The organism is Paenibacillus sp. EKM212P, assembly GCF_011066115.1.
In the GTDB taxonomy this organism is placed as follows: Bacteria; Bacillota; Bacilli; order Paenibacillales; family Paenibacillaceae; genus Paenibacillus; species Paenibacillus polymyxa_B.
This window is the reverse complement of record NZ_JAAMNR010000001.1, coordinates 1170124-1193212: the sequence shown is the minus strand read 5'-3', so window position 1 is coordinate 1193212 and position 23089 is coordinate 1170124. Positions and strand designations below refer to the sequence as shown.

Here is a 23089-nt window from a genome sequence, read left to right as displayed (position 1 = left end):
CCCACATGAGATTAAGGAATATAGATTAAATAAGCATGAACAACCAATCTACCACATCGAGCGAGGTTTCTGGGATGCAGCGAGCACGCCGGAGGGGTCTGGAGGAATTACCAGAAAAAACTGATCAGGCGTTTCCTCTAATGTTTTGATTTGGATATGATCGGGGATTACGACTCCTAACACATCACGAATTGCAGATTTGGGATCTGTCATCAGTTTCTCTCTGAAACTGGCATCCTCCCAAGCTTTTTGAATGACTTGTGTTTGAAGAACTTCAGTAGCCATCAAAAATCACCCTCTCATTCAATTGGTTATATTTACCTAGTCAGTATACCACGAAAGGCTCAGAAAAATCTAGCATTATTTCATATTTTTGGAGAGCCAGTAGTCAAGTCCGCCTCTTCTCAAATGCGAGCGTCCGCCTTCAATTTCCGCCGCCACTTCGCCCAGTTCTGTTGCGATAGAATGTGCAAAGCTACTTAGGCCGTGGATAGAAGGCTCCAGGGTCTCTAACTGTTGGACTGCTTGATCGGCAATGTTCACATAGCTGGCGAGCGCACCGCGTACATAAATCGCTTCCTGAATCTGTTGGGGTCCCAATCCTTCACAGTAAGCTGTCTTCTGCTCGGCACTGATATGGGACAAAAGACAGTTATAGCTATGTTCGACCAAATCTTCTGACCAATCCGCCCAATCATCCGACATTTGAAGCACGAGTAGCGACAAGTCCGTCATATTTGTAATAGTCTGGATCAGATCAGCACGGCCTGCGAGCAGTAAAGCACCCGTTCCGGCCATTTTTAATGGACTTGCTTTCAGCGCGACCTTATTTCTTTCTCCTTGAAAATAGTCCTCTGTTCCTTCGGATATCACACTAACGGCCCATTCATCAACATACGTTCGAGCATATGACCAAAAAGGAGAGGTTGCCGGAAAAAGGTCCCGATATACGCTTAGACACTCGGTATAGAATAGCTGGCTTAAGGCGAGTTGCGTTTTACGGTTGTCTGCTGCTGTGTCCATCACATCATCTTGAATTAAATAGTGGGCCATGACGAACACGTTGCCAAGTGACAGCTTGCGGCATGTTTCGGGGGGGAGTCCGGTGAGTTCTTGCAGCCAAAATGGAAGCAAATAGCATATGTAATTACGCGTGCTGTCTTCCCGCAACGGATTAAAACGCGCCAGATAGTCCAACCCCTCTTGCTGAAAGGGAGCTGGAAACGTGGACGTCCGTTCCTCCGCTTGACGAAATACTTTTTCCAATTCGTCTTTGTATGCAAAATACCATTCCATCGCCATCACCTGCATCTCTTATGAATATTTTTATAGCGACTTCTAGTTGTTACCCGCCATTATACAACAGATTGCAATTTTCAAGATTTTGTTATTTTTACATTGAGAATGTTGTAAAAAGGATATCGACAAAAATCCCGGCTGGGAAGATCCCGCCGGGATTTTGTTTTTTTTAAATTAGATGATCTCTAAATAGTCAATATAAGCATCCCATGTCCCGTTATCGGCTGTTACAACAAGCTCAATCTCTTGATTTCCGGTTCCATGGCTGACATTGTTTAAAGTATAGACCGCAGGACTGCTCCCGCCGAAGTAGAAGGTACCCTTCGTTTGTCCACCAATTTTCAAGTCAACTTTGGCCATGTTGGAATTATTTGAAGCACCACGGAGTGAAAAACTATGGGTGCCGCTGGTAAAATTCTGTGTGAATTTCACTGAATCATTGTTGGAGTATAAAGCCACTCCGTTGAACGGCGAGCTGATATTTGAAGTATACTGACCGCCTTTGGTCATATTCTCTGCTTCCACTTTTGTGCCTTTGTTTGGCGGCGTTTCGCCGTTTCCGCCATCAGGCGCTACCGCCCGGCCATTGCTTGGTGAGATCATACCAGAGCAAAGGTTACGGTTTTTGAGGCTCTGTGCAATTTGTGGAATAGCTTGGAGTGTAGTCTGGTACTGATCATGCATCAGGATCACATCGCCGTTTTTAAGTTTGCCCGCAGCAGCTACGATCTGTGCGGTGGAGGCGCCGTTCCAGTCTTGGGAGTCAACGTTCCACAATACTTCGGTAAGACCGTTTTGGGTCTCAATGGATTTGAGAGTTGCGTTGGTCTCGCCATACGGAGGACGGAACAACTTTGGTGCCGTGCCAGTAATGGACTGTATCGTTTGCTGCGTGCGTGTAATTTCCGATGACATCTGCGATGTGCTCAGTTGTGTCATATGCGGATGTGACCATGAATGATTACCGATCCACATGCCTGCTGCTTGCTGGTCACGTACAAGCGAAGGATTATTCTGCGCGTTTTGTCCAAGATTAAAGAGCGTCGCGCGTAAACCGTTTTGCTTCAGAGCACTAAGCAGCGCTTTGGTGTTAGAGGGATTGGGACCATCGTCGAAGGTTAACGCTACATAACCGCTCGAGCAATCAGCCGCAAGCGCCTGGTTGCTCGAGATCACCAGCGAGCCTGTGAATAAAGACAAGGTGATTGCCATAATCGCCGTCCATTTTCCTGCTTTAGCTATAAACAAGGTTCTACCTCCTAACAATTTTAATAGACAGTAAGGTTAGTCGATCTCCAAATAGTCAATATAAGCATCCCATGTCCCGTCATCGGCTGTTACAACGAGCTCGATCTCTTGGTTTCTGGTGCCATTATTGCCGCCAATCGTAATTGTATTACTAGTTACATTGGCACTCCGACTGCTTTGGTATCCCTCTACAGTAAGTGAAGCTTCATACATCTTGTCCATGTCTTCCCACTTTTTGAAGTGCTCGCTGACCGATATGGTTTTGCTCGTGCGTTTGGATGTCCATAAAAATAACCTTATTTTTTTGTTTCATTGGACTTTTCTCCTGTAGCCTCACTATGATGCAGTGCATTCTGTAGTAGCTTGATGCAACATGTCTTTTCCAAAAAATCAAATTGTAAACGTTTACAATTTGATTTTATCATATTTTCCTTAATATATAACTTGAAAAATTTCAAGTTATATTGTAGAAAGTATAGTTATTCATTCTTGCTCACTCTACAGGATAGGGTTCCCAAGGAGCGCGTGTAGATCGAAGGTTGGGTGTAATTGTGATAGCAATGTTCATAATTTCTTTTTCCCCACTTATGGTTACTTAACAGGTGAAAATATGAATAAAAATAGTGGGAAAAGAAAATATTATTGTAAAAAGGATGAAAGAAGGGTCTGCAACATGAAAAAACAATGGAAATTGACCGCTGCTATTCTGTATGGAGGAGTGATGATGTATGGCACTGCGGGTGCAGCTGGAGCTTCCGGGACGGAACCGAGTAATTCGTTGCAAACTCTCACTCCCAACGACTCTATCCAAGGGGCAGCCCGCCAATGGAATGCTGAACCACAGGACGACCACGGGCATGTTCACAGACATAGACACGGCAAACGGCCTGGCGGCTTGAATCACCATCTCAACGAGAAAGTAGCCAAGCTGCTGGGCATCACTCCTGTCCAATTAGAGAAAGAACTGGGACAAGGGAAGTCATTGGCCGAGGTTGCTAAAAGCAAAGGCATCCAAGAAGACCAGCTCATTGATAAATTGAAGAATGAAATGACCGTGGATCTGAAACGGCTTGTGAACCGTAAAGGCCCGATTACATTCGATCGTAAGTCCGGGGCTTCGAATGAAGCTCAATTAAAACATGAGGCAGGGACGCCCTCAACCTCGGCTAACGAAAACTAAATGTATCTTTTTGCACTAAAAAACCTTGAGAATGGCGGTCCTCAAGGTTTCCATATTCACCGGGCAGTACGCATCGGATTCCTGCTCTCGCAGGGTACCTTGGTCTGGCACAGTCCGCAACCAGCACCCGATTTGGCCTCGCCGCCGTTTAGAACCGCAAAGTCCCGTGATGCCTGTCCGTACACAAAATTCATGCAGGCGATTTTGTCATGTCCGCCGTCCTTGCTGATGGCCTGCACAGGGCAGCGGGTAATGCACACACCGCAGATGCCCTTGCTGCACAGCAGGCAGTTACCGGTATGTCCTGTGGCTGAAGATATTCTGGCATCAGGCGGCACCTTGAGATCGGTCACCACGGACAGCAGGCGGATGGCAATTCCTTTTTCGGTGATGAAGCCGTCATTGATACTGAAGGTGCCGAGACCCGCAGCATATGCAATGTGGCGCTCCGACCAGTTGGAGATCGGTCCCCCCTCGGCGCCATGGATGCTGTACCAATCCGTATCCAGCGGTGCAACCGCACGGTAACCAAGCCTGTTAAGTATCCCGCCAAATGCCGCCTTGCAGACTGTACAAAATATTCATCGCCAAAGGTCCGCAGCAGCGCCCATTCCCTTGAGGCTCTTTCTTTTTGCGCACGATTAGCCTTACGGATCGTCTCGCTGATCGGCAGCACAACGCTGATAACGGTGCCTCCATCAAAACTCTCCGTTCCAAAGGAACGTTCAAATGCTTCCTGCGGCGTGGCGTGATCGGGCCCCACTACTCTTTTGTACTCCTCAAACAAAGGATCATTAGCCGCGGCAAATTGGATAATCGGCTCCTCGTAATAAGGACTCCGCAGTTCTTCACAAACATTGCCTTTGTCTTCGCTCACATAGGTTTTCATCTCGGCTGCGATGTTTTCTCTCATATCCGATACGGATTCAACCATCCTATCCACATCCCTCTCCGTGGTTATTGTTCACAGTAAAGCTTCCCTTGATACCGCAATAAACATTTCGATCTTTTTCGTGTATATACACGAATTGAACACAACTCCACCTGGATGAGGAGCCGTCTAATATCCATCCAAATTTTCAATCTTGGATAAGAGTGAGGTCAGTATCTGCAGATTCTCGTTTCCCAATGACTCCTGCAAAAAACGTTGCGCCTCCTCCCAAAGCTCGGCTGCGTCGTTGTATACCGTTCTTCCCCTCTCCGTCAGAGTAAGGCAGCGGTTGCGACAGCCCTCAGCAGATGTATCCTCCACATACCCGTTATGCTCCAGCGCTTTCAAATTGCGCACAATCGTGGTCCGGTCGAGCCGCATCTCCAGCGCCAATTCACTTACACTTGCGGGGCCCAGTGCAGTTAAGTGCTTGAGCAGCGAGAATTGGCTAATATTGAGTCCGCTCGGGGCCAGATACCGGTCATACAGTCCCGTAACAGCCATCGAGGAACGGCGCAGATTGATGCAGGTACAGACTGAGGCTGATCGCTTCTGCGAAGATTTCCTATTCTTTCCTGTCGTTTTCATAAGTTCTCCATTCGTGTACTATTTCGTGTATCTACACCATCTCAAAAGTGGTAGGTTTTGTAAGCGATATTTGTCACAGCAGTCAGCTCTGTCGGTCTATCATGATTTATCCCCTGTAGTCCTTCCTACTAATGAAAAGTTGAAATAACCAGTCGCACGAAATCAACCGGCGACTGGTTATTTAGCTTTGCTAGAATAAGAGTTGAGCGATACCTATAATAGCTTTTTAAGCTGGGAAATACGGCCTTGGGACACGCCGAGCCATTCAGCATATTCGCCTTGCTTGGCTGTTGGATGCTCGCGCATGAGTTTTCTTAGATTTTCAACTAAATGTTGTGAAGACAACCGATGTGCATTTTTTTCTTTGTACGCAGGTTTCTTTACGACGGGAACAGGTAATTGACTCACACCTATATTTCCCTTCAGATCGTTTATGCATTTTTTACATAAAAATGAATCCCTGAAATAGCTTAAATCCTGAATCGAATAGCATAAGTGACAGCAGACTCCAATATACTTCCGCATACTCAATAAACCTGTTTCAACATCTAAATAAAATTCTAAGGACTCACCAGCTTGAATACCCATAGAGGTTCGCAACTCCTTAGGGATAACAATCCGGCCTAACGTATCCAAGGGACGTGTCATACCTGTATTTTTCAAATGATCTTCTCCTTCCATTGTCCAACATCCAATGATCTCCTAATAAAAATATAAAAATCAATAAAGTAAAATCATTTATGTTTGTTCCAAAAGATGGTATTATCGTGAAGGAAAATCAATAATTATACTATTAGTTTCCAAACTATATTGTTTATTGAAATTGAAATTCTATGAAAATGCTGAAAGGGTGGTTTATCCATGGAAATCACACCTACGATACAGGCAGAAATTCAAACCTATTTGAAACGAAAAGGCTTAACGATGACCAAGTTTGGTCACACGATTGATTTGAATGTAGGTACAGTTAGTAGCATTGTGACTGGTAACCGATCTATTTCTGTTCACCAACTGGATAGTATTACTGCGGGAATGAATTTACCACCGGATTATTTTTACGAGCGTTATATTGAAGAATGCATTGAAGAATCTCCGCTCAACTGGAAAAAAATCAGCCCTTTCTTATACCGATGTATTGAGCTAGGACGACTGGACTGCTTGCAGCGAGTTGTAATTTTGCTATTGGATAACCCTAATTATCCGCCATCGCTCTTTGAAGTTGCCGAAAATGTATACAAAGACGGTTACAATGAAGCAGCGGCATACCTTTACAAAAAGGTGGCTGAAAGTGAGAAGCAGCAGCATTCAGAGCGATTGGCGATCTGCCAGTATCGCTTGTTCCAAATCAATATTGGACAAGATAGAGCTATAAATCTTCAAGCTGCCATTGAATTTGCCCCTTTTGTGGATCGTTTAGACGAGATAGAGCAATTAGATGCTTTAAAAGATTTGGCGAACGTGTACAGATCCTTAAGTATGTGGGACAAGGTGTATGAATTTGCACATCAAATGGGTCAATTAGGACAGATTCAATATAATTTGGTTCATAACTCTAAGCGAAAAGGAACAAAGCCGCCAAAAAAACTAAGTAGGCCGTTGTTTGTATACATAGCTTACGCCGAACTGATGTGTGCTAATGCTTGTGATGCAAAAGGAGATCATGAACAGGCATTAGAACATCTTCGTGGTTATGCCGATCTAAGCTGGGTTAAGGAAAATGATCCAGATACACTCCATTGGCTAGGTAAATTTGAGCAATGGGCAAAAATTAATACCTGTGTTAATAAGCTTATGTCTGGAGATATTAGCGTGCTGCCAGATTACGTTGACCATATATCAGGAGAACAACATATATTTGCGGAACTTTTAAACGTTATAGAAGTAGCTAATCGGTACAATATCGACATTGATCATATTCTTCAGAACTTTAAACCCCAAATATCAGCTTATCGAAATCAAGCATATACGAGTACATTAACAGAGCAGCAAGTTATACTCGAAGAAACTGCACGATTCTGGTATAAGTTAGCTAAATACAACCTATTTAAAGAAAGATATCTTTCTGGATTTAAATGCTTAATAGAAGCTTTGAAAAAAGCTGGTATAATTAACCACGCACTACTTATTTCTAATTGTGCAGGCTTATTTTTCCGTTTCAGTGAGTATGCTGCTCCTGAAATGCAGGCACAATTTTATTCTTCTTATGAGGAGGTGTGGGAAAAAAATGATCAAGAAGATGGCTTTAGTTTTGGCAACAACTAGCTTTTTACTGGTATTCGCACTACCAGTTCCAACTGGAATCCCAAGCTCTAATACAATCCAAGTTCAAGGACATGTTGGTACAGCTTAAACAATTTTTGATTTTTTTTATGGACCAGCTTATTGCTGGTCTATTTTTGTATTATTTTGTAATTTTTCGGTTCAAAAAAGATCATGACGTATTTGTACATCCCTCCTTAAAATAAGATTCAATAGGAGGTATGCAGGATGAACAGGGATGAAACGGAAACGTTAATTCAACAAATGGAAAATGCTAGACAACACTTGCATGATCTTTACGAAGAGTATGGCTTCGGACATGCTTGTGTACTTGAGCAGTCTATGCTTTTGGATGAACTGATTAATCAGTACAACCGTATGTTTCAGACCAAGAAGCTGCCTCACTATGTTTAGGGCTAGATCATTAACAACGACGATATCATGTTCAGTCCATCCTCTCCCTTCTTTGTTATGCAAAACTGTGACTTTTCCCGCGTAACGTTTATTATTATTCTATATAATGACTTATTTTAAAATAAAATACATATTCATGTCATAAAATGTTAATCATCTTTTTGAGGGGACGGCATACTAAGGCAATAAAATGTTTGGAATCATGGTGGACGAATTGATTATGTCGAGGATTCAAATCATGTAGAGAAGTATACTTTTTACAAACAATGAATTCGATTAGAAAAGGATTGATGCGTTATGTTAAAAAAGGCAGTTAACACATTACTTTTTTCCTTAATCTTCTTTTTGACAGTAGATCAGGCCAATGCCGCTCTTCCTAAATACTTGTATAATCTTGTGATTAAAGTCAACAATGTTGAGGTTACATCCGATGCTAATCCTTATTTTGAAAGAGCGACGAATACTACTTATGTTCCCATTAGATTTGTATCAGAAAATCTAGGTGAAACTGTAAACTGGAACAGAGAAAAGCAAGAGGTTACAATCCGTTCGGAAGATGGTAAGACAGTGCGCTTGACAATTGGAAGCAAAGTTGCTTATGTGAACGAACAGCAGAAAATACTGCCTAGCGCTCCTGTAATGCCGATATCTCCTAACCGTGTCATGGTGCCACTCAGATTTGTTTCCGAAGTTATGGGTGCTACTGTAGACAGTAGTAAGAAAGATGAGACTCTGTATGTAAATATCACCAAGGCTAATTAATCATTCCGTCTTCTTATTGAAGTTGATAGATAGGATGGTTCTAGTTGAGGCCTCAATAATATCAAATGATAAACGCATTAGTCTGGAATCCTTGTTGTATAAAAGCTTTAGGTAATATGATAATTGTTTTTAATTTAGCTTAAAAAAGGACATTCCCGAATGAATCGGGAGTGTCCTTTTTTAGTGCTGTAGCATCCCTTTTTTTATTAGCCAAGCTCCTGCGTGCTTTTGGAAGCGCGTTTGGAGGAAAGGAACCGGAAACGAAACGAATGCCAGTTCAATCGCTGTCTGCCTTTGGAGCCAACAATCCAGTTGCCGCCGGGCAGATGGGCAAACAGCCAGCTGATGCCCAGAGAAACACTTGCCACGACGATAAACGTAATGAGCGTAGCTGTAAAATGATGAACGCCCAGTGCAAGCGGGCGGGTGTAGTAGGATATGAAGGCCAGCACGAGTGCATGGGCCAGATATCCTCCAAAAGAATAACGCCCGATCCAGTTCAACATACGGCGAAACGGCTCGGATCGCGCATCTTTTTGCAAATGGAGCAGCAGTCCGTACAATAAAAGCAGCTGCGACACAATGAGCACAAAGGTGCTTGGCTTCAAATAGGTGGAAATATTAAGATTGATCGTATCGCCCGACTGGATCAGCATCGTGTGACCCATGAGCATGAACAAACCAATGAACACAAATACATTCCACGGCAACGTCTGTTTGGCCAGTCCACGCCACGTGTCTGTCATGTAAGCACATACTGCGCCCAGCATAAAATAGAAAAAGTACATGACAAAGTTATAGGTGCGATAATCCAGCAGAGTCTGCCAAAAGGACGGCAACCCAGTGCTCCATGCAGACATGTCATAGTAGGACCATTGTAACAGCAAAGCATAAGCCGTAGCGGCAATCAGCATAATAGCCAAAACAAGCTGTTTGCGTCTTTTCGTGCTGTAACGACGTAGAAACGCTTGAACCTTCCCGGCTGCTTTTGCAAATAAAGGAAACAAAATATAAAACTGAAAGATCATCACTACAAACCATAGATGATATCCGCTGACGGGGATGATCATTTCCTCGAACATACCTTTGTAAAAATAAATATTTCCCCACTGCACCGTTGACCAGTTTTGAGTACATACCCAATAAATAACAGTCCAGCAAAGGAAAGGAACATAAATATCTCGAAACCGCCTGCCAATATAGCGAGGATAGCCAATCGGTTTGTTGCCGTTATAAAAAAGCAGCGCCGCAGACAGGAAAACGAACGTCGGTGTGCCAAAACGTGTCAAATGATACAGCATCGCGAGCATAACAGAATCTGGCTGTTGGATGTCGCTGCGATAAATATATTCGCCAATGCAATGCTGAAGCACGACAGCGAGGTAGGCAAGGCCCCGTAGTTCTGTCCACTCCGCGATACGCGGCTTGCTCATCCATATCACTCCTTTTCCTCAAGATATGCACATGTTTTCCCTAGCACAATTGTAGGTATTGTAACGTAGAAACATTAGTGCAGGATTAACGCCACCTGAAAGTAAGAAGAGTGAAGTAGTTCCAATTTAATATGATTGCGTTTACAATCTAAGTAAAACCAGAATAAATTAAAGTGAATTTATAACTTAAGGATACACACAGGAAGAGGAGAGGAAGGATGAAAAAAACGCTGCTGGTATATATGCTGTTGATTGCGGCCTTTGCTCTCTATGTGTTCAGGTATGAACAAACTGGCCCGTTGAATGGCACTTGGGAGGATAAGGGGCTACGAGGTAGCATCGGAGAAACCTATATGATGATTACGTTCCAGTCTGGTTTGGAGTATTGGAAAAGCGGACTTAAGGGCTTCGAGGATGCCGGGGATGCGCTGGGGGTGACTGTGGAGTATCGGGGAGCTACCCGTTATGATGCGCAGGAGCAGACAACTGTTATTGAGCAAGCGATTGCTCGTAAACCCGCAGGGATTGCGATTTCCGCGATTGATCCTCACTCCCTGATTCCGGTGATTAATAAGGCGCTGGATGCGGGCATTCCTGTGGTATTGTTTGATGCCGAAGCGCCGGGGAGTCGGGCGTATTCTTTTTTGGGCACGGATAATTATAAGGCGGGCGTGACCGCTGCGGATAAAATGGCAGAGCTGTTGGGACGAGAAGGTCAGGTCGCTGTTCTGACACTGCCTGGACAGCAAAATCATGAAGAACGCTCGCGTGGCTTTCGCGATACCATTCAACGGCAGTATCCTGCGATGAAGGTGGTGGAAGTCGCAGATGGCCGCGCAGACGCGATGGTCTCCCGGGATGAGTCGCAGAGACTGATGAAAGCTTATCCGAAACTGGCGGGCATTTTTGTGACCGATGCAACGGGAGGGGCAGGTGTGGGTGAAGCGGTACTGAGCCAAAAAAACAGCCATCCGCTGAAAATCATTTCTTTTGATACGAATAAAGCGACATTGGATATGATTCGTGGTGGGACGATTTCGGCAACGATTGCCCAGGGAACATGGAATATGGGTTATTGGTCGCTTCAATATTTGTTCCATCTGCATCATCATTTAACGATTCCTGCCCCTTCTTCCACTGGAGACAACACTCCGCTGCCTGTGCGGGTAGATACTGGGATTTCCGTAGTCACCCGGGCGAATGTAGATGATTATTATGCGAAATAAATTTTGGGAGCGTATCCAATTAGGGGTGCGCCAAACGATACCGCGGTTACGCTTGCGCAATATGCCTTTACGTTATCAGCTCATGCTGCTGTTCCTGTTGTTTGGCATTGTGCCTTCGCTGGGATTAGGTCTACTGGTCAATTGGACGGTGGAACGGATTATTGAGCGGCAGGTGGAAGATCATACGATGCAGTTGATTGGCAAGGTGAACGAAGCGCTGGATACCAAAATGGAAAATTTGCAAAACATGACGTATCTGATTGCTTTTAACCCCGATATCGGGGAGTTCTGGAAAGGGAAGACGCTGGCTGACGGCCACGCGGGTCATGCGAGTATCGTAACGCCGGAAAACCAGGGGGAGCGGGCACAGAACTCGGTGCAAAATCAGGCTCTCACTTCCAAGCAGGCATTAAGTTCTGTACAGGAGCAGGATACTCTGTATAAAATGAAGCAATTTTTGCAGGGCTATACCACGTTATATCCTGAAATTGCAGGGATTCTGATCGTGAACGAAAAAGGCGACTATATCAGCAACGAAATGTACGCTCGAAGCACGCGTAGCCTGACGGAAGAAGGCTGGTACCAACAGGCGGCGCAGCATGCAGGCATATTCACTGTGCTAGGACAGCCGAGCCACCGTAATGTGACCACTCATGTCCGGTACAAGGACAGTGAAATTGTCTCCGTCGTTCGTTCGGTTACAGATCCGGAAACCGGACGCGTGCTAGGCGCGATTATGATTGACCTCAAGCTGCGGGCTGTATCGCAGGCTGCCAGAGACGTAACCCTGGGCAAAAGCGGGTATTTAATGGTGACAGATGCTGAGGGGCGCAGCGTGTACAGGCCGGATATGCCTTTGATTGAGCGCATTCCGCCGCAATGGTTCGGGGCAGGTGACAGTGGGATGTTTACCCGTGAAGCTGGGGGCAGAGAATTGCTGTTCATGTTCAGGGCTTCCGAATTCACGGGCTGGAGAACAGTGGGGGTATTCCCGGCACGCGAATCTACACTGGAAGTGCGGCAAATTCAGTTCTATGTCATCTGTTTTGTTTTCATTGTATGTCTATTTGGCTTAACGGCATCCTTGCGATTGTCGAGTTCCATTGCGCAGCCAATTTTCCGGCTGATGTCCTATATGCGGACGGCAGAGACAGGGGATCTTACAGTTCGCCAATGGAGTGACCGTGGGGATGAAGTTGGAATGCTGGGGCGGAGCTTTAACCGAATGCTGGAGCAAATTCGCCGTCTCATGTCACTTAGCGAACTGAGGGAACGGCAAAAACGGGATGCCGAGTTGCGCAGCCTTCAGGAGCATATTAAGCCCCATTTTCTATACAATACGCTAGATACGATTCATTGGATGGCCCGGAAAAATGGGGCGGACGACGTATCTGACATGGTAGGAGCGCTATCGAAATTGTTCCGTCTCGGGCTGAGCAAGGGGGATGACTTTATTCCGCTGCGCTCCGAGATGGAGCATATATCGAGCTATATGCAAATCCAGCAAACCCGCTATCGTGACCGACTTCGCTGGGAATTGAATGTTCCCGACGAGCTAAAGGATCTGTTCGTGTTGAAGTTAATGCTTCAGCCTGTAGTGGAAAATGCGATTTATCACGGCATCAAGGCCAGACGAGGCCCAGGCACGATTTGGATAGAAGCTAAAGCTGAGGGCGACAAGCTGCTGCTGACGGTACGTGACGATGGCGCAGGGATGACGGCAGAAAGGCTGCGTGAGCTGCGTGAATGGCTGGAAAACCCCCTGGAGGCGATGGAAGGAAAGCAGAAGCAAAAGGGAGTTAGTACCCATGGCAGAAGCTATGGCATGCTGAATGTACAAGCGCGTATCCGGTTATCTTTTGGCGAGGAATATGGAATTGTACTGGAGAGCAAAGAAGGGACAGGTACCTGCGTGACGATCACTCATCCGTTGCTGCTGGATATGGCGCAACTGAAGAAGCCTTATGAAAAAGGAGAGGGTCAGGATGACGAAATCAAAGGCCACACACAACTCGACAACGGCGAGTCTGATTGACCAGGCCATACCAGAAGTGACCATAGGGACGGCAAAACGTTACCAAGTATTGATCGCAGATGATGAGCCGATCATTCGTGAGGGGATACGAGATTGCATAGATTGGGCGGCTCTCGGCATGGAGGTTGCAGCAGAGGCGGAGGACGGAGAAGAAGCGCTGGAGCTGGTCGGTCAGCTTAGCATCGACATCGTGCTGGTCGATATGAATATGCCGTTCATGGACGGCATTGAACTAATTCGGCGGCTGCGGGAAGAGCATCCGGAATGCCGCTGTCTGATCATTTCCGGGCATGATGAATTTGCTTATGCGCAGGAGGCTGTCCGACTTGGCGTAGAGGATTATATTTTGAAGCCGGTAAATGCGGATCAGCTTCATGCTGCACTGTTGCGGCTTCGTCAGCGAATGGACGAAGAGCACAAACGTGCCGCCTATGTAGAACAAGCCGCCGGACAGATTGAACGAAATATTCCGCTGCTGCGCCAGCGTTTTTGCCTGGAATGGATGGAAGGGCAACACACGGGAAAAGACATCATGGAACAGTTGGCGTTTTTACGGCTTCCATCGCGACCGCCTGCTCAGATCGGTGTGGTACGGTGGCCTGCGGCAGAGGCCCGGCAGACGATTATGCGTGAGAATGACCGCCAGTTGTTTCTTTTTGCCGCTGAAAATATTATTGGCGAACTGCTGGAGGACTGCCCGCATGTGTTGTTCCGCGATGCGAACGGACTGATCGGCATATGCCTGTGGCAGGAGGCACCCGAGACGATCGGCGCTTCCATGGAGCAGGCGATTGGACGCTACCTAAATATAGCGGTTCATACGCATGTGGAGTCCAACGCGGGTGGGCTGGAAGGCGCAATGGACGCGTACCGGGTGAGTCGGGATCGAGTGTATGGCGAATCGCAGCTGTCTCCCATCGTACGTCGGGCCCGGCAGCTCATTCAGGAAGGTTACGCCGATCGGGAGTTGACACTGGAAGCCCTTGCTTCGCGGCTACAGGTATCCGCCGTATATCTCAGCCGTGTGCTCAAAAAAGAGCTTAACGACAGTTTCGTGACCCTCGTCACGCGTGCCCGTATCCGTAAAGCAGTGCAGCTGCTGGATTCCACGACGTTGTCTATCTATGATATAGCAGAACGTACGGGTTACGACAGTCAGCACTATTTTAGCACCGCTTTTAAAAAGACTATGGGTGTGTCTCCTGTGCAGTACCGTAAAGGCGGGGGAATTCAGGAAAATTCGCTGGAGTAGGAATGATTGGCATGTGGAATTGTCCTACACTGTTCTATTATGATAAATGCTAAAAAAATGTGTGTGTAATCACACCTACGCATTCAGGGGTTTGTTACGCTGGGGATAACGAACAAATATCTATAAATATTTGGAGGAAAACGATATGTTTTGTTATCAGTGTGAACAGACGCCGAGTGGCGGGTGTAAAGTAGTTGGGGTGTGCGGGAAGGATGAGACGATAGCGAGCTTGCAGGATACGATGATTTTTGCATTAAAAGGGATTGCTGCCTATGCGACACATGCTCGCCAGTTGGGCTATACCGATCCTGAGGTAGATCGCATCACGCATGAAGCGTTATATATGACCTTAACCAATTCTAACTTTAATGTACAAGAACATTTGGAGATGGCGATGAAGGTCGGAAATGCGGCTGTACGGATCATGGATGTGCTGGATCGTGCGCATACGGATCGTTTTGGCATTCCGCAGCCGATTACAGTCAGCCAGAATAAAATCGAAGGCCAGTGCATCGTCGTGACCGGGCATAATCTGTATGCGCTGGAGGAATTACTGCGCCAGACGGAGGGTAAGGGCATCAACATCTATACCCACTCAGAAATGCTGCCTGCTCACGGTTATCCAGCATTGAAGAAATATGCACATCTCAAGGGGAATATCGGTAAGGCCTGGTACGATCAACGCAGACTGTTCGAAGAGTTCCCGGGCGCCATTCTGGCTACGACGAACTGTGTTATGCCGATTAAAGGCACGTATGCAGACCGCTTCTTCTCTTATGAAGTAGCCGGGCTGGAGGGAGTAGCCAAGATCATGGACGACGACTTTTCACCATTGATCGAGCGTGCGTTAGCCCTGCCAGCCGCAGATGTAGATTCGGAGCAGGTGCTTACAACGGGATATCATCATGAGACGGTTATCGGGCTGGCTCCTGAGATTATTCAGGCCGTTAAAGACGGACATATCCGTCGTTTCTTTGTCATTGCAGGCTGCGACGCACCGGGCAAAGGCGGCAACTATTACCGCGAGCTAGCTACATCCTTGCCGAATGATACGGTCATTCTGACCACGTCCTGTGGTAAATTCCGCTTTAATGACGTGGATTATGGCACCGTTGGAGATACCGGCATTCCGCGTTATATTGATTTGGGGCAATGCAACAATTCGGGTTCTACTGTGAAAATCGCTCTGGCATTAGCGGATGCTTTCGGTTGTACGGTGAACGAGCTACCTGTCAGCATTGTACTGTCCTGGTTTGAGCAAAAAGCGGTCGCCATCCTGCTAGGCTTGTTCAGCCTTGGCATCCAGGATATTCGCATTGGACCGAAACCGCCTGAGTTTATTTCTTCTGGCGTACTGGATGTACTGGTGGAGATGTTTGGCTTGAAGCTAATTACTACCGCAGAGGAAGATATGAAAGCGATGTTGGCGTTGTCGTAAGAGGTTGGTGGGGAACTGCAAAGCGCAGTTCCTTTTTTTGTTTCATCGTTCATCGATTCTAATAAAGATGTCCGTAAGAATCTTTAATGCCAGCTCAGTATCTTTGGATTCACGAGTTCTTAGGAGAGTCAAAATGGTTTTTATACTCGAATCTTCTTCGGTAAGCTCATCATTGTCCTTTACATATGTAAGCAACTGATAGACGCCCACGTTCAATGCCTTCGCTATTTTCTCCAGATTTTTCAAAGATATATTTCTCTCCGCACGCTCAATGAAACCAATATAACTCGAATTGAATCCTGCTTTTTCGGCTAAAGCTTCTTGGGAAAGCCCTTTAGACTTTCGAATATCTCGAATACGTGTACCGACTAATTCTAAAAGTTCTGACATGATTACACCTCTCTATAGTAAGAATTTCACAAAATTCGATTCCAATCGCTCCAAAGTGCAATATATAGACGGACTAGATCATCTCAATCTATATATTATTAATTGGAAGTCGCTTATTGGATTTTGCAAAATCCTCTAGTTAGAAGTGTAGAGAAAGAGTTACATCTAATTAATAAGTGTTAGTAAGTAAATTGAATTAAAAACTACTATATAGTAATATTTATTATGAAGCTTGTCCGGTAGCTAGAAAATTATACATCTTGATGGTTACATAATTGTGCTACGTTGCTCACATTGTTTCAGGATTTTGCAAAATTCGATTCCAGTCGCTCCGAAGTGCAAGATATAGACGAACTAAACCATTTCGATCTATATCTTGTTCATTGGAAGTCGCTTATGGGATTTTTGCAAAATCCTCGTTTATGAAATTTTAATTCAGGAGTTGATTCCCCTTGAAACATTACTCCTTAAGTCCCCTACATAGTGATTCCGATTTCAAATTGCCTAAGTACAGCGACACCTACATATTCAATTGCATGATGGATTTTCAAAAGCTTGCCGAATACCAGATCAAGCTTGCACAGATGATGCGCGACCATAATCAGTTTCAAAACTGCCTCATTCTTTGTGATCGAGCGATGTTTTCTATGGCTAAGGCCATGTATGTTCATCGAAACCAAATCATTCCATTGTACATTCGATCCATGACTGACCTATTCCCTTTAATTCACACAGATGCTGAGCCCAATTTAGATATGGTGCTGTTTATCGGTACGGTACATTATCTGGTTTCGGGAGAAGATGATGTATCTAAAGAGCCGATGAAGCTGGGGGAAGTAGACAAGTTGCTTTATAAAACGGACTCTATTCTAGAGTCTCTGTCACAGCGGATCGTAGCTGATCCGTCTAAGCGGTATCCATCTATTTATAAAGAAAATCCATTTAATGAGTCGTTAGATCTTTTATCAATAATCCCCGGTTCTTTTTGAGCTAATGATATAATGACGAAAAGGGAGATGTTGGATACAGGCTAATGCTTCCACATCAGAAAGGGTGTTATTTCATATGCCTACATACAACAAACTGGTGCGGGATCGGATTCCGCACCTCATTATGTCTCAGGGCAAGGAATGTCGGACACACATTTTGGACCCAGAGGAATATAAGCAGGAGCTGAGAACGAAGCTTCGTGAAGAGACTGAGGAATATTTCGCGGCGGACAAAGATCAGGATGCGCTGGAAGAACTGGCGGATATGCTGGAAGTCATCCGGGCACTAGCAGAAGAACATGGAGCGAATGCAGCAGAGTTGGACAAGCTGCGGGCGGACAAAGCCGAGGCACGGGGCGGATTCCAGGAGCGGGTATTTTTAATTGATGTAGATGAAGGTAAGAGTTAACTGTGAAAATATTTCAATGATATGCACATTCAAAAAGGTAGCTTGATAAACTGGAGCTACCCTTTTTTTGTCTCTCTTAAGCGTCCCGTATTGCTAATGTTGATAACACCGACGTACCTTATAATTAATGCGCTGTCAGTAAAGATGTAGAGTTTTAGACTAGCCTCCCCACCACAAAGGTTAAAATTTTATAAAAAAAGTTCAAAACCAGCAAAGACCTTTCCCGGGCTGGAATGATACCATGTGTTTGCACATAAAAAAAGGAGAGGTACTCGTTGCCTCACTTATGTAAGCGCTATCTCGTTTCAACTTTAATCAGCACTTACCTTCAAATTGACCCGCATCACATGAGGAAAGGGGAACTTCATATGAAAAAAGGAGCTGTTGTCGTATGGCTTCTGGTTTTGGCCCTGATGCTTTCGGCCTGTAATTTGGCGGAGAGTGGAACGGGCAGTAAGGAAAAAGGCTATGTGGGCATTTCCATGCCGACCAAATCGTCCGAGCGTTGGGTAGGGGACGGAGAAAATATGGTCCGGTTGTTTCAGGAGCAAGGCTATAAAACGGATTTACAGTACGCCGAGGACGTGGTGGAAAACCAAATCTCCCAAATCGAAAATATGATCACCAAGGGCGTCAATGTTATGGTGATCGCTTCGGTCGACGGAAACACGCTTACGGATGTGATTCAGAAGGCACACGACCGAGGCATTCAGGTCATTTCTTATGACCGTCTGATTCGCAACACACCGTATTTAACGTATTATGCGACTTTCGATAACTTCAAGGTGGGCGTGCTACAGGCGGCATATATTGAGAAAAAGCTGGGACTCAAGGAAGGCAAAGGCCCTTTCAATATCGAGCTGTTCGGCGGATCGCCGGATGACAATAACGCTTATTTCTTCTTTAATGGTGCGATGTCTGTACTGAAACCTTATATTGACTCCGGTAAACTGGTCGTGCGCAGCAAGCAGATGACGATGGCGCAGATCGCTACACTGCGGTGGGATGGAGCTTTGGCCCAGTCCCGAATGGATAATCTGCTGAGTGCCTACTATTCAGGGGCCAATCTGGACGCGGTACTATCCCCGTATGACGGCATTAGCATCGGTATCATTTCATCCCTAAAAGGGGTCGGATATGGATCAGCGAACAAGCCGCTGCCGATCATTACAGGGCAGGATGCGGAGCTGGCTTCCATTAAGTCGATTGTGGCTGGGGAGCAGACGCAAACTGTATTTAAGGATACTCGCAAGCTGGCTGAGCAAACGGTCGTGATGGCCAACAGCATTTTACAGGGCAAGCAAGCGGAAGTGAATGACACCGAATCCTATAACAACGGTAAAAAGATCATCCCTGCTTACTTACTTGATCCAATCTCGGTGGATCGGACGAATGTGGAAAAGGATATTGTCGGCAGTCACTATTACACCAAAGAGCAAATCGGACTGAAATAACAGCAGGAATCCAACCGAAAGGAGCGTATCCCATGACTGGAATCATTTTGGAAATGAAGGGAATTACCAAAACCTTTCCCGGCGTGAAGGCATTGGAAAATGTAAATCTCAAGGTCAAGGAAGGCGAAATCCATTCCCTGTGCGGTGAGAACGGTGCGGGTAAATCGACGCTGATGAAGGTACTAAGCGGTGTATATCCGCATGGAACCTATGAAGGGGATATTGTTTTCCAGGGCAAAACGTGTGAGTTCAAGGATATCAAGCAGAGCGAGGAATTGGGCATTGTCATTATCCATCAGGAGCTGGCGCTGATCCCGTATCTCTCGATTGCGGAAAATATTTATCTGGGCAACGAACGCGCCAGTGGCGGCGTGATTGATTGGAAAGAGACTTTTGTGGGTACACGCGATCTGCTGTCCAAGGTCGGTTTGAGTGAAAATCCCAATACATTAGTTACGAACATCGGGGTTGGGAAGCAACAACTAGTCGAAATTGCGAAAGCGCTCTCTAAAAAGGTGAAGCTGCTTATTCTCGATGAACCGACAGCGGCGTTGAATGAGGATGATAGTGAAAATCTGCTTAATTTGATGCTGGAATTTAAAAGACAGGGCATTTCCTGCATTCTCATCTCCCACAAGCTGAATGAAGTCGCAAAGGTGTCGGATTCAATTACGATTTTGCGGGATGGGAAGACGATTGAGACACTGGATATGAAAAAGGATGAGGTCACGGAGGATCGGATCATTAGCGGGATGGTTGGACGTGATCTGACCAGCCGTTATCCAGAGCGTCATGCCGAGATTGGCAAAGTCGTTTTGGAAGTGAAGGATTGGACGGTGTATCACGAGCATCATGCAGACCGCAAGGTGCTGGATCAGGTGAATTTGAATATTCGTCGCGGTGAAATTGTCGGTATTGCCGGGCTGATGGGGGCGGGACGGACCGAGCTGGCGATGAGCATTTTTGGCAAGTCGTACGGACGCAACATTTCCGGTCAGCTGATTAAAGACGGCAAGCCGATCCAGAACAACACGGTTACGGACGCGATCAACAACGGCTTTGCCTATGTAACGGAGGATCGCAAGGAGTATGGCCTCATTCTAATGGATGATATCAAGCGTAATATTTCGTTGACCGGCCTGAACAAGCTGACGAAGGGCGCTGTCGTCAATGAGCAGGAGGAAGTCGTCGTTGCAGAGGAAATGAAAAAAAGCATGAACATCAAAGCGCCGAGCATTTTACAGAAAACGGGTAATCTGAGTGGCGGCAATCAGCAGAAGGTGGTGCTGAGCAAATGGATTTTTGCCGGACCGGATATTCTGATTCTGGATGAACCGACACGTGGCATTGATGTGGGCGCCAAATATGAAATTTACACGATTATTCATCGACTTGCCGCTGAAGGCAAGGGAGTGCTGGTCATTTCGTCCGAGCTGCCCGAGGTACTAGGCTTGTGTGACCGGATTTATGTCATGAATGCTGGGCGGATCACTGGAGAAGTTGGCCATGAGGACGCGTCGCAGGAAACGTTGATGAGATATATGACCAAGTCAGGAGGCGTGAAGCATGGAAACCATAACTAAACTATTTAAAAATAACATCCGCCAATATGGCATGATGATTGCGCTGGTCGTCATTATGATTTTGTTCGAGGTGCTGACAGGCGGCCTGCTGTTGAAGCCGATTAATATTACAAATCTGATTCTACAAAACAGCTACATTCTCGTGCTGGCCATCGGGATGGTGCTGGTTATCATCACTGGGCATATAGATTTGTCCGTCGGCTCCATAGCCGCTTTTGTCGGTGCGGTTGCCGCCATAATGATGGTCGACTGGCAGCTTCCAGCATGGATCGCTGTGATTGCGTCTTTGCTGGTCGGGGCGTTAATCGGCGCATGGCAAGGGTTCTGGGTCGCTTATGTACGGATTCCGGCATTTATCGTTACATTGGCGGGGATGCTGCTCTTCCGTGGATTGACCATGATCGTGCTGGAAGGTCAATCGATCTCTCCATTTCCGGGGGGCTTCCAGAAAATCAGTTCAGGCTTCCTACCGGATTTTTCATCTACCGGTTATAACCTAGTATCCATCATTGTCGGTATTGCACTCACGGTATGGTTTATCGTGAACGAACTTCGCGAACGCCGTTCTCAGCTTAAATATGGATTTGAGGTTCCGTCACAAACGTTATTTGTACTCAAGTTGATTGTGGTAGCTGCGGTTATCAATCTGTTCACCTTTATGCTCGCGAGCTACGCGGGGATACCTAACATTCTCGTGCTACTGTTCATACTGATCGTTGTATACTCCTTCGTCATGAACCGCACGATTATGGGCCGTCATGTGTATGCGTTGGGTGGAAATGAAAAGGCAGCGGGTCTGTCCGGTGTCAAAACGAAAAAAGTAACGTTCTGGGTATTCGTCAATATGGGCGTGCTGGCCGCCATTTCCGGTCTGATCTTTGCTGCACGTCTGAACGCGGCTACGCCGAGAGCAGGTACGAACTTTGAGCTGGATGCCATCGCAGCTTGCTTTATCGGCGGTGCTTCGGCATCTGGCGGGATCGGAACCGTTTTTGGAGCCATTATCGGTGGTTTGGTCATGGGCGTACTGAATAACGGCATGTCTCTGATTGGTCTGGGTATTGACTGGCAGCAAGGCATCAAGGGCTTAGTACTTCTGCTGGCAGTTGCCTTCGATATTTACAACAAAAACAAAAGATCAGCTTAAGCTCAGATTTGATATCGTAAAACAAGACACCTCCAGTCCCACTTAAAATGTGGGTGCCGGAGGTGTCTTATTTATTAGGTCTTGTCAGCCAACGCAACTAATCCGTTACCATTTGTCCGCCATTGACATGCAGCGTTTGCCCTGTAATGTAGGAACCATCATCCGAAGCCAGCAGCACATAGGCGGGGGCCAATTCATAAGGCTGCCCGGCACGCTTCATCGGCGTATTGGTGCCAAAGGTGCGGATCGCTTCGGGCGACTGTGTCGCGGCATTCAGCGGAGTCCAGATCGGACCGGGAGCAATGGCGTTCACGCGGATGCACTGATCGACCAGATTATTAGCCAGAGCGCGGGTGAAGCTGACAATGGCTCCTTTGGTAGCTGAATAGTCGATCAGATTTTTTTGACCAACATAGGCTGTAACCGATGCCGTATTGACGATGCTGGCCCCAGCCCGCATATACGGCAGTGCTTCTGTAGTCATATGGAAGAAGGAAATAATATTCGTATCAAACGTATCACGAAGCTGCTGTTCGCTGATATCCAGATACGATTCGCGCACAAACTGAACACCCAGGTTGTTAATCAGAATGTCAATCCGACCGAAGGTTTCCATCGTTTTTTGAACAACCAGACAGCAGTTGCTTTTTAGCCTTAGATCGCCCGGAATTAACAAACAACGTCTGCCGAGCTTATGAATGACATCACGGGTTTCCATAGCATCTCGATGCTCATCGAGATAGGCAATGACCACATCGGCCCCTTCTTTGGCAAAAGCCACAGCAACCGCACGACCAATACCGCTGTCTCCGCCGCTAATAATAGCCACCCGATCCAGAAGCTTTCCGGTGCCGATATACTTTGGATTATCATAAATAGGGCGTGGAACCATCAGGTATTCCAACCCCGGCTGTCTATATTGATGCTGGGGAGGAAAGGTAATCGGAACTTCTTTACATTGGGTTTCTGTACCATAATAAGGATATTGACAATTCATTGATAATCCCTTCTTTAGGCGTTTTGAAATCCAATATATTCAAAATGGGCGCAAG

The 23089-nt window shown here is 46.1% G+C and carries 24 protein-coding genes; 13 read left to right on the top strand and 11 right to left on the bottom strand.

Annotated features, from left to right (window positions below):
- Positions 1 to 48 precede the first annotated feature (48 nt).
- From G9G54_RS05655 to G9G54_RS05640, 4 genes are all read right to left on the bottom strand, one after another.
- Positions 49 to 285 carry an NHLP leader peptide family RiPP precursor gene (locus G9G54_RS05655; protein WP_013309068.1) on the bottom strand — a complete coding sequence of 79 codons (237 nt, stop codon included), beginning with the start codon at positions 283 to 285 and terminating at the stop codon, positions 49 to 51.
- Between the two features lie 75 nt (positions 286 to 360).
- The gene (locus tag G9G54_RS05650; protein WP_165176759.1) at positions 361 to 1296 is read right to left on the bottom strand and encodes a hypothetical protein; all 936 of its coding nucleotides are present in this window, start codon (positions 1294 to 1296) and stop codon (positions 361 to 363) included.
- A 177-nt stretch (positions 1297 to 1473) separates the two neighbouring features.
- Positions 1474 to 2547, bottom strand: coding sequence for a polysaccharide deacetylase family protein (locus tag G9G54_RS05645; protein ID WP_165176757.1), 1074 nt, complete (start codon positions 2545 to 2547; stop codon positions 1474 to 1476).
- Between the two features lie 36 nt (positions 2548 to 2583).
- The gene (locus G9G54_RS05640; RefSeq protein ID WP_442955655.1) at positions 2584 to 2769 is read right to left on the bottom strand and encodes a hypothetical protein; all 186 of its coding nucleotides are present in this window, start codon (positions 2767 to 2769) and stop codon (positions 2584 to 2586) included.
- Positions 2770 to 3220: 451 nt separating this feature from the next.
- On the opposite strand from G9G54_RS05640, the gene G9G54_RS05635 reads away from it, so the two are divergent.
- A complete protein-coding gene (locus tag G9G54_RS05635; RefSeq protein ID WP_165176548.1) occupies positions 3221 to 3727 on the top strand; it encodes a hypothetical protein in 507 nt (168 codons plus the stop codon).
- 56 nt (positions 3728 to 3783) lie between these two features.
- Here the strand turns inward: G9G54_RS05635 and G9G54_RS25420 are convergent, their stop codons facing one another.
- The 4 genes from G9G54_RS25420 to G9G54_RS05620 form a co-directional block, all read right to left on the bottom strand.
- Positions 3784 to 4065 (bottom strand): hypothetical protein, encoded by a 282-nt coding sequence (locus G9G54_RS25420; RefSeq protein ID WP_238807746.1) that lies wholly within the window; start codon positions 4063 to 4065, stop codon positions 3784 to 3786.
- 11 nt (positions 4066 to 4076) lie between these two features.
- Positions 4077 to 4640 (bottom strand): hypothetical protein, encoded by a 564-nt coding sequence (locus G9G54_RS25415; RefSeq protein ID WP_238807744.1) that lies wholly within the window; start codon positions 4638 to 4640, stop codon positions 4077 to 4079.
- A 147-nt stretch (positions 4641 to 4787) separates the two neighbouring features.
- Entirely contained in the window at positions 4788 to 5246 is a 459-nt protein-coding gene (locus G9G54_RS05625; RefSeq protein ID WP_165176546.1) for a MarR family winged helix-turn-helix transcriptional regulator, read from the bottom strand.
- A 213-nt stretch (positions 5247 to 5459) separates the two neighbouring features.
- Positions 5460 to 5927 (bottom strand): AbrB/MazE/SpoVT family DNA-binding domain-containing protein, encoded by a 468-nt coding sequence (locus G9G54_RS05620; RefSeq protein WP_034094986.1) that lies wholly within the window; start codon positions 5925 to 5927, stop codon positions 5460 to 5462.
- 180 nt (positions 5928 to 6107) lie between these two features.
- Here G9G54_RS05620 and G9G54_RS05615 point away from each other — a divergent pair, with 180 nt between their 5' ends.
- From G9G54_RS05615 to G9G54_RS05605, 3 genes are all read left to right on the top strand, one after another.
- Positions 6108 to 7508 (top strand): helix-turn-helix domain-containing protein, encoded by a 1401-nt coding sequence (locus G9G54_RS05615; RefSeq protein WP_165176544.1) that lies wholly within the window; start codon positions 6108 to 6110, stop codon positions 7506 to 7508.
- A 225-nt stretch (positions 7509 to 7733) separates the two neighbouring features.
- Complete coding sequence (locus G9G54_RS05610) at positions 7734 to 7919, top strand: aspartyl-phosphate phosphatase Spo0E family protein (RefSeq protein ID WP_165176542.1); 186 nt, start codon at positions 7734 to 7736, stop codon at positions 7917 to 7919.
- A 297-nt stretch (positions 7920 to 8216) separates the two neighbouring features.
- Entirely contained in the window at positions 8217 to 8681 is a 465-nt protein-coding gene (locus tag G9G54_RS05605; RefSeq protein ID WP_165176540.1) for a copper amine oxidase N-terminal domain-containing protein, read from the top strand.
- 206 nt (positions 8682 to 8887) lie between these two features.
- Here G9G54_RS05605 and G9G54_RS05600 read toward each other — a convergent pair whose 3' ends face one another.
- A complete protein-coding gene (locus tag G9G54_RS05600) occupies positions 8888 to 10114 on the bottom strand; it encodes an acyltransferase (RefSeq protein WP_165176538.1) in 1227 nt (408 codons plus the stop codon).
- Between the two features lie 218 nt (positions 10115 to 10332).
- Between G9G54_RS05600 and G9G54_RS05595 the strand changes: the two genes are divergently transcribed.
- The 4 genes from G9G54_RS05595 (at position 10333) to hcp (ending at position 16065) form a co-directional block, all read left to right on the top strand.
- A complete protein-coding gene (locus tag G9G54_RS05595; RefSeq protein WP_068938491.1) occupies positions 10333 to 11340 on the top strand; it encodes a substrate-binding domain-containing protein in 1008 nt (335 codons plus the stop codon).
- On the top strand, positions 11321 to 13375 hold the full coding sequence (locus G9G54_RS05590) for a cache domain-containing sensor histidine kinase (RefSeq protein ID WP_165176536.1): 2055 nt from the start codon (positions 11321 to 11323) through the stop codon (positions 13373 to 13375). The genes G9G54_RS05595 and G9G54_RS05590 overlap by 20 nt, the downstream gene beginning before the upstream one ends.
- Positions 13326 to 14627: a response regulator gene (locus G9G54_RS05585; protein WP_165176534.1), complete on the top strand. Its 1302-nt coding sequence runs from the start codon at positions 13326 to 13328 to the stop codon at positions 14625 to 14627. The genes G9G54_RS05590 and G9G54_RS05585 overlap by 50 nt, the downstream gene beginning before the upstream one ends.
- A gap of 145 nt (positions 14628 to 14772) precedes the next feature.
- Positions 14773 to 16065, top strand: coding sequence for a hydroxylamine reductase (gene hcp, locus G9G54_RS05580; protein WP_028543172.1), 1293 nt, complete (start codon positions 14773 to 14775; stop codon positions 16063 to 16065).
- A 42-nt stretch (positions 16066 to 16107) separates the two neighbouring features.
- Here hcp and G9G54_RS05575 read toward each other — a convergent pair whose 3' ends face one another.
- Positions 16108 to 16455 (bottom strand): helix-turn-helix domain-containing protein, encoded by a 348-nt coding sequence (locus tag G9G54_RS05575; protein ID WP_023987345.1) that lies wholly within the window; start codon positions 16453 to 16455, stop codon positions 16108 to 16110.
- A 452-nt stretch (positions 16456 to 16907) separates the two neighbouring features.
- Here G9G54_RS05575 and G9G54_RS05570 point away from each other — a divergent pair, with 452 nt between their 5' ends.
- From G9G54_RS05570 to mmsB, 5 genes are all read left to right on the top strand, one after another.
- Positions 16908 to 17444 carry a hypothetical protein gene (locus G9G54_RS05570; RefSeq protein ID WP_165176532.1) on the top strand — a complete coding sequence of 179 codons (537 nt, stop codon included), beginning with the start codon at positions 16908 to 16910 and terminating at the stop codon, positions 17442 to 17444.
- Between the two features lie 76 nt (positions 17445 to 17520).
- Positions 17521 to 17853 carry a nucleoside triphosphate pyrophosphohydrolase gene (locus tag G9G54_RS05565; protein ID WP_165176530.1) on the top strand — a complete coding sequence of 111 codons (333 nt, stop codon included), beginning with the start codon at positions 17521 to 17523 and terminating at the stop codon, positions 17851 to 17853.
- A gap of 368 nt (positions 17854 to 18221) precedes the next feature.
- Positions 18222 to 19307: a multiple monosaccharide ABC transporter substrate-binding protein gene (chvE, locus tag G9G54_RS05560; RefSeq protein WP_061831190.1), complete on the top strand. Its 1086-nt coding sequence runs from the start codon at positions 18222 to 18224 to the stop codon at positions 19305 to 19307.
- Between the two features lie 32 nt (positions 19308 to 19339).
- Complete coding sequence (gene mmsA, locus G9G54_RS05555; RefSeq protein WP_165176528.1) at positions 19340 to 20890, top strand: multiple monosaccharide ABC transporter ATP-binding protein; 1551 nt, start codon at positions 19340 to 19342, stop codon at positions 20888 to 20890.
- Complete coding sequence (gene mmsB / locus G9G54_RS05550; RefSeq protein WP_023987351.1) at positions 20874 to 22037, top strand: multiple monosaccharide ABC transporter permease; 1164 nt, start codon at positions 20874 to 20876, stop codon at positions 22035 to 22037. Before mmsA ends, mmsB begins: the two co-directional genes overlap by 17 nt.
- A 97-nt stretch (positions 22038 to 22134) precedes the next feature.
- Here mmsB and G9G54_RS05545 read toward each other — a convergent pair whose 3' ends face one another.
- Positions 22135 to 23034, bottom strand: coding sequence for an SDR family oxidoreductase (locus G9G54_RS05545; RefSeq protein ID WP_165176526.1), 900 nt, complete (start codon positions 23032 to 23034; stop codon positions 22135 to 22137).
- Positions 23035 to 23089 lie beyond the last annotated feature (55 nt).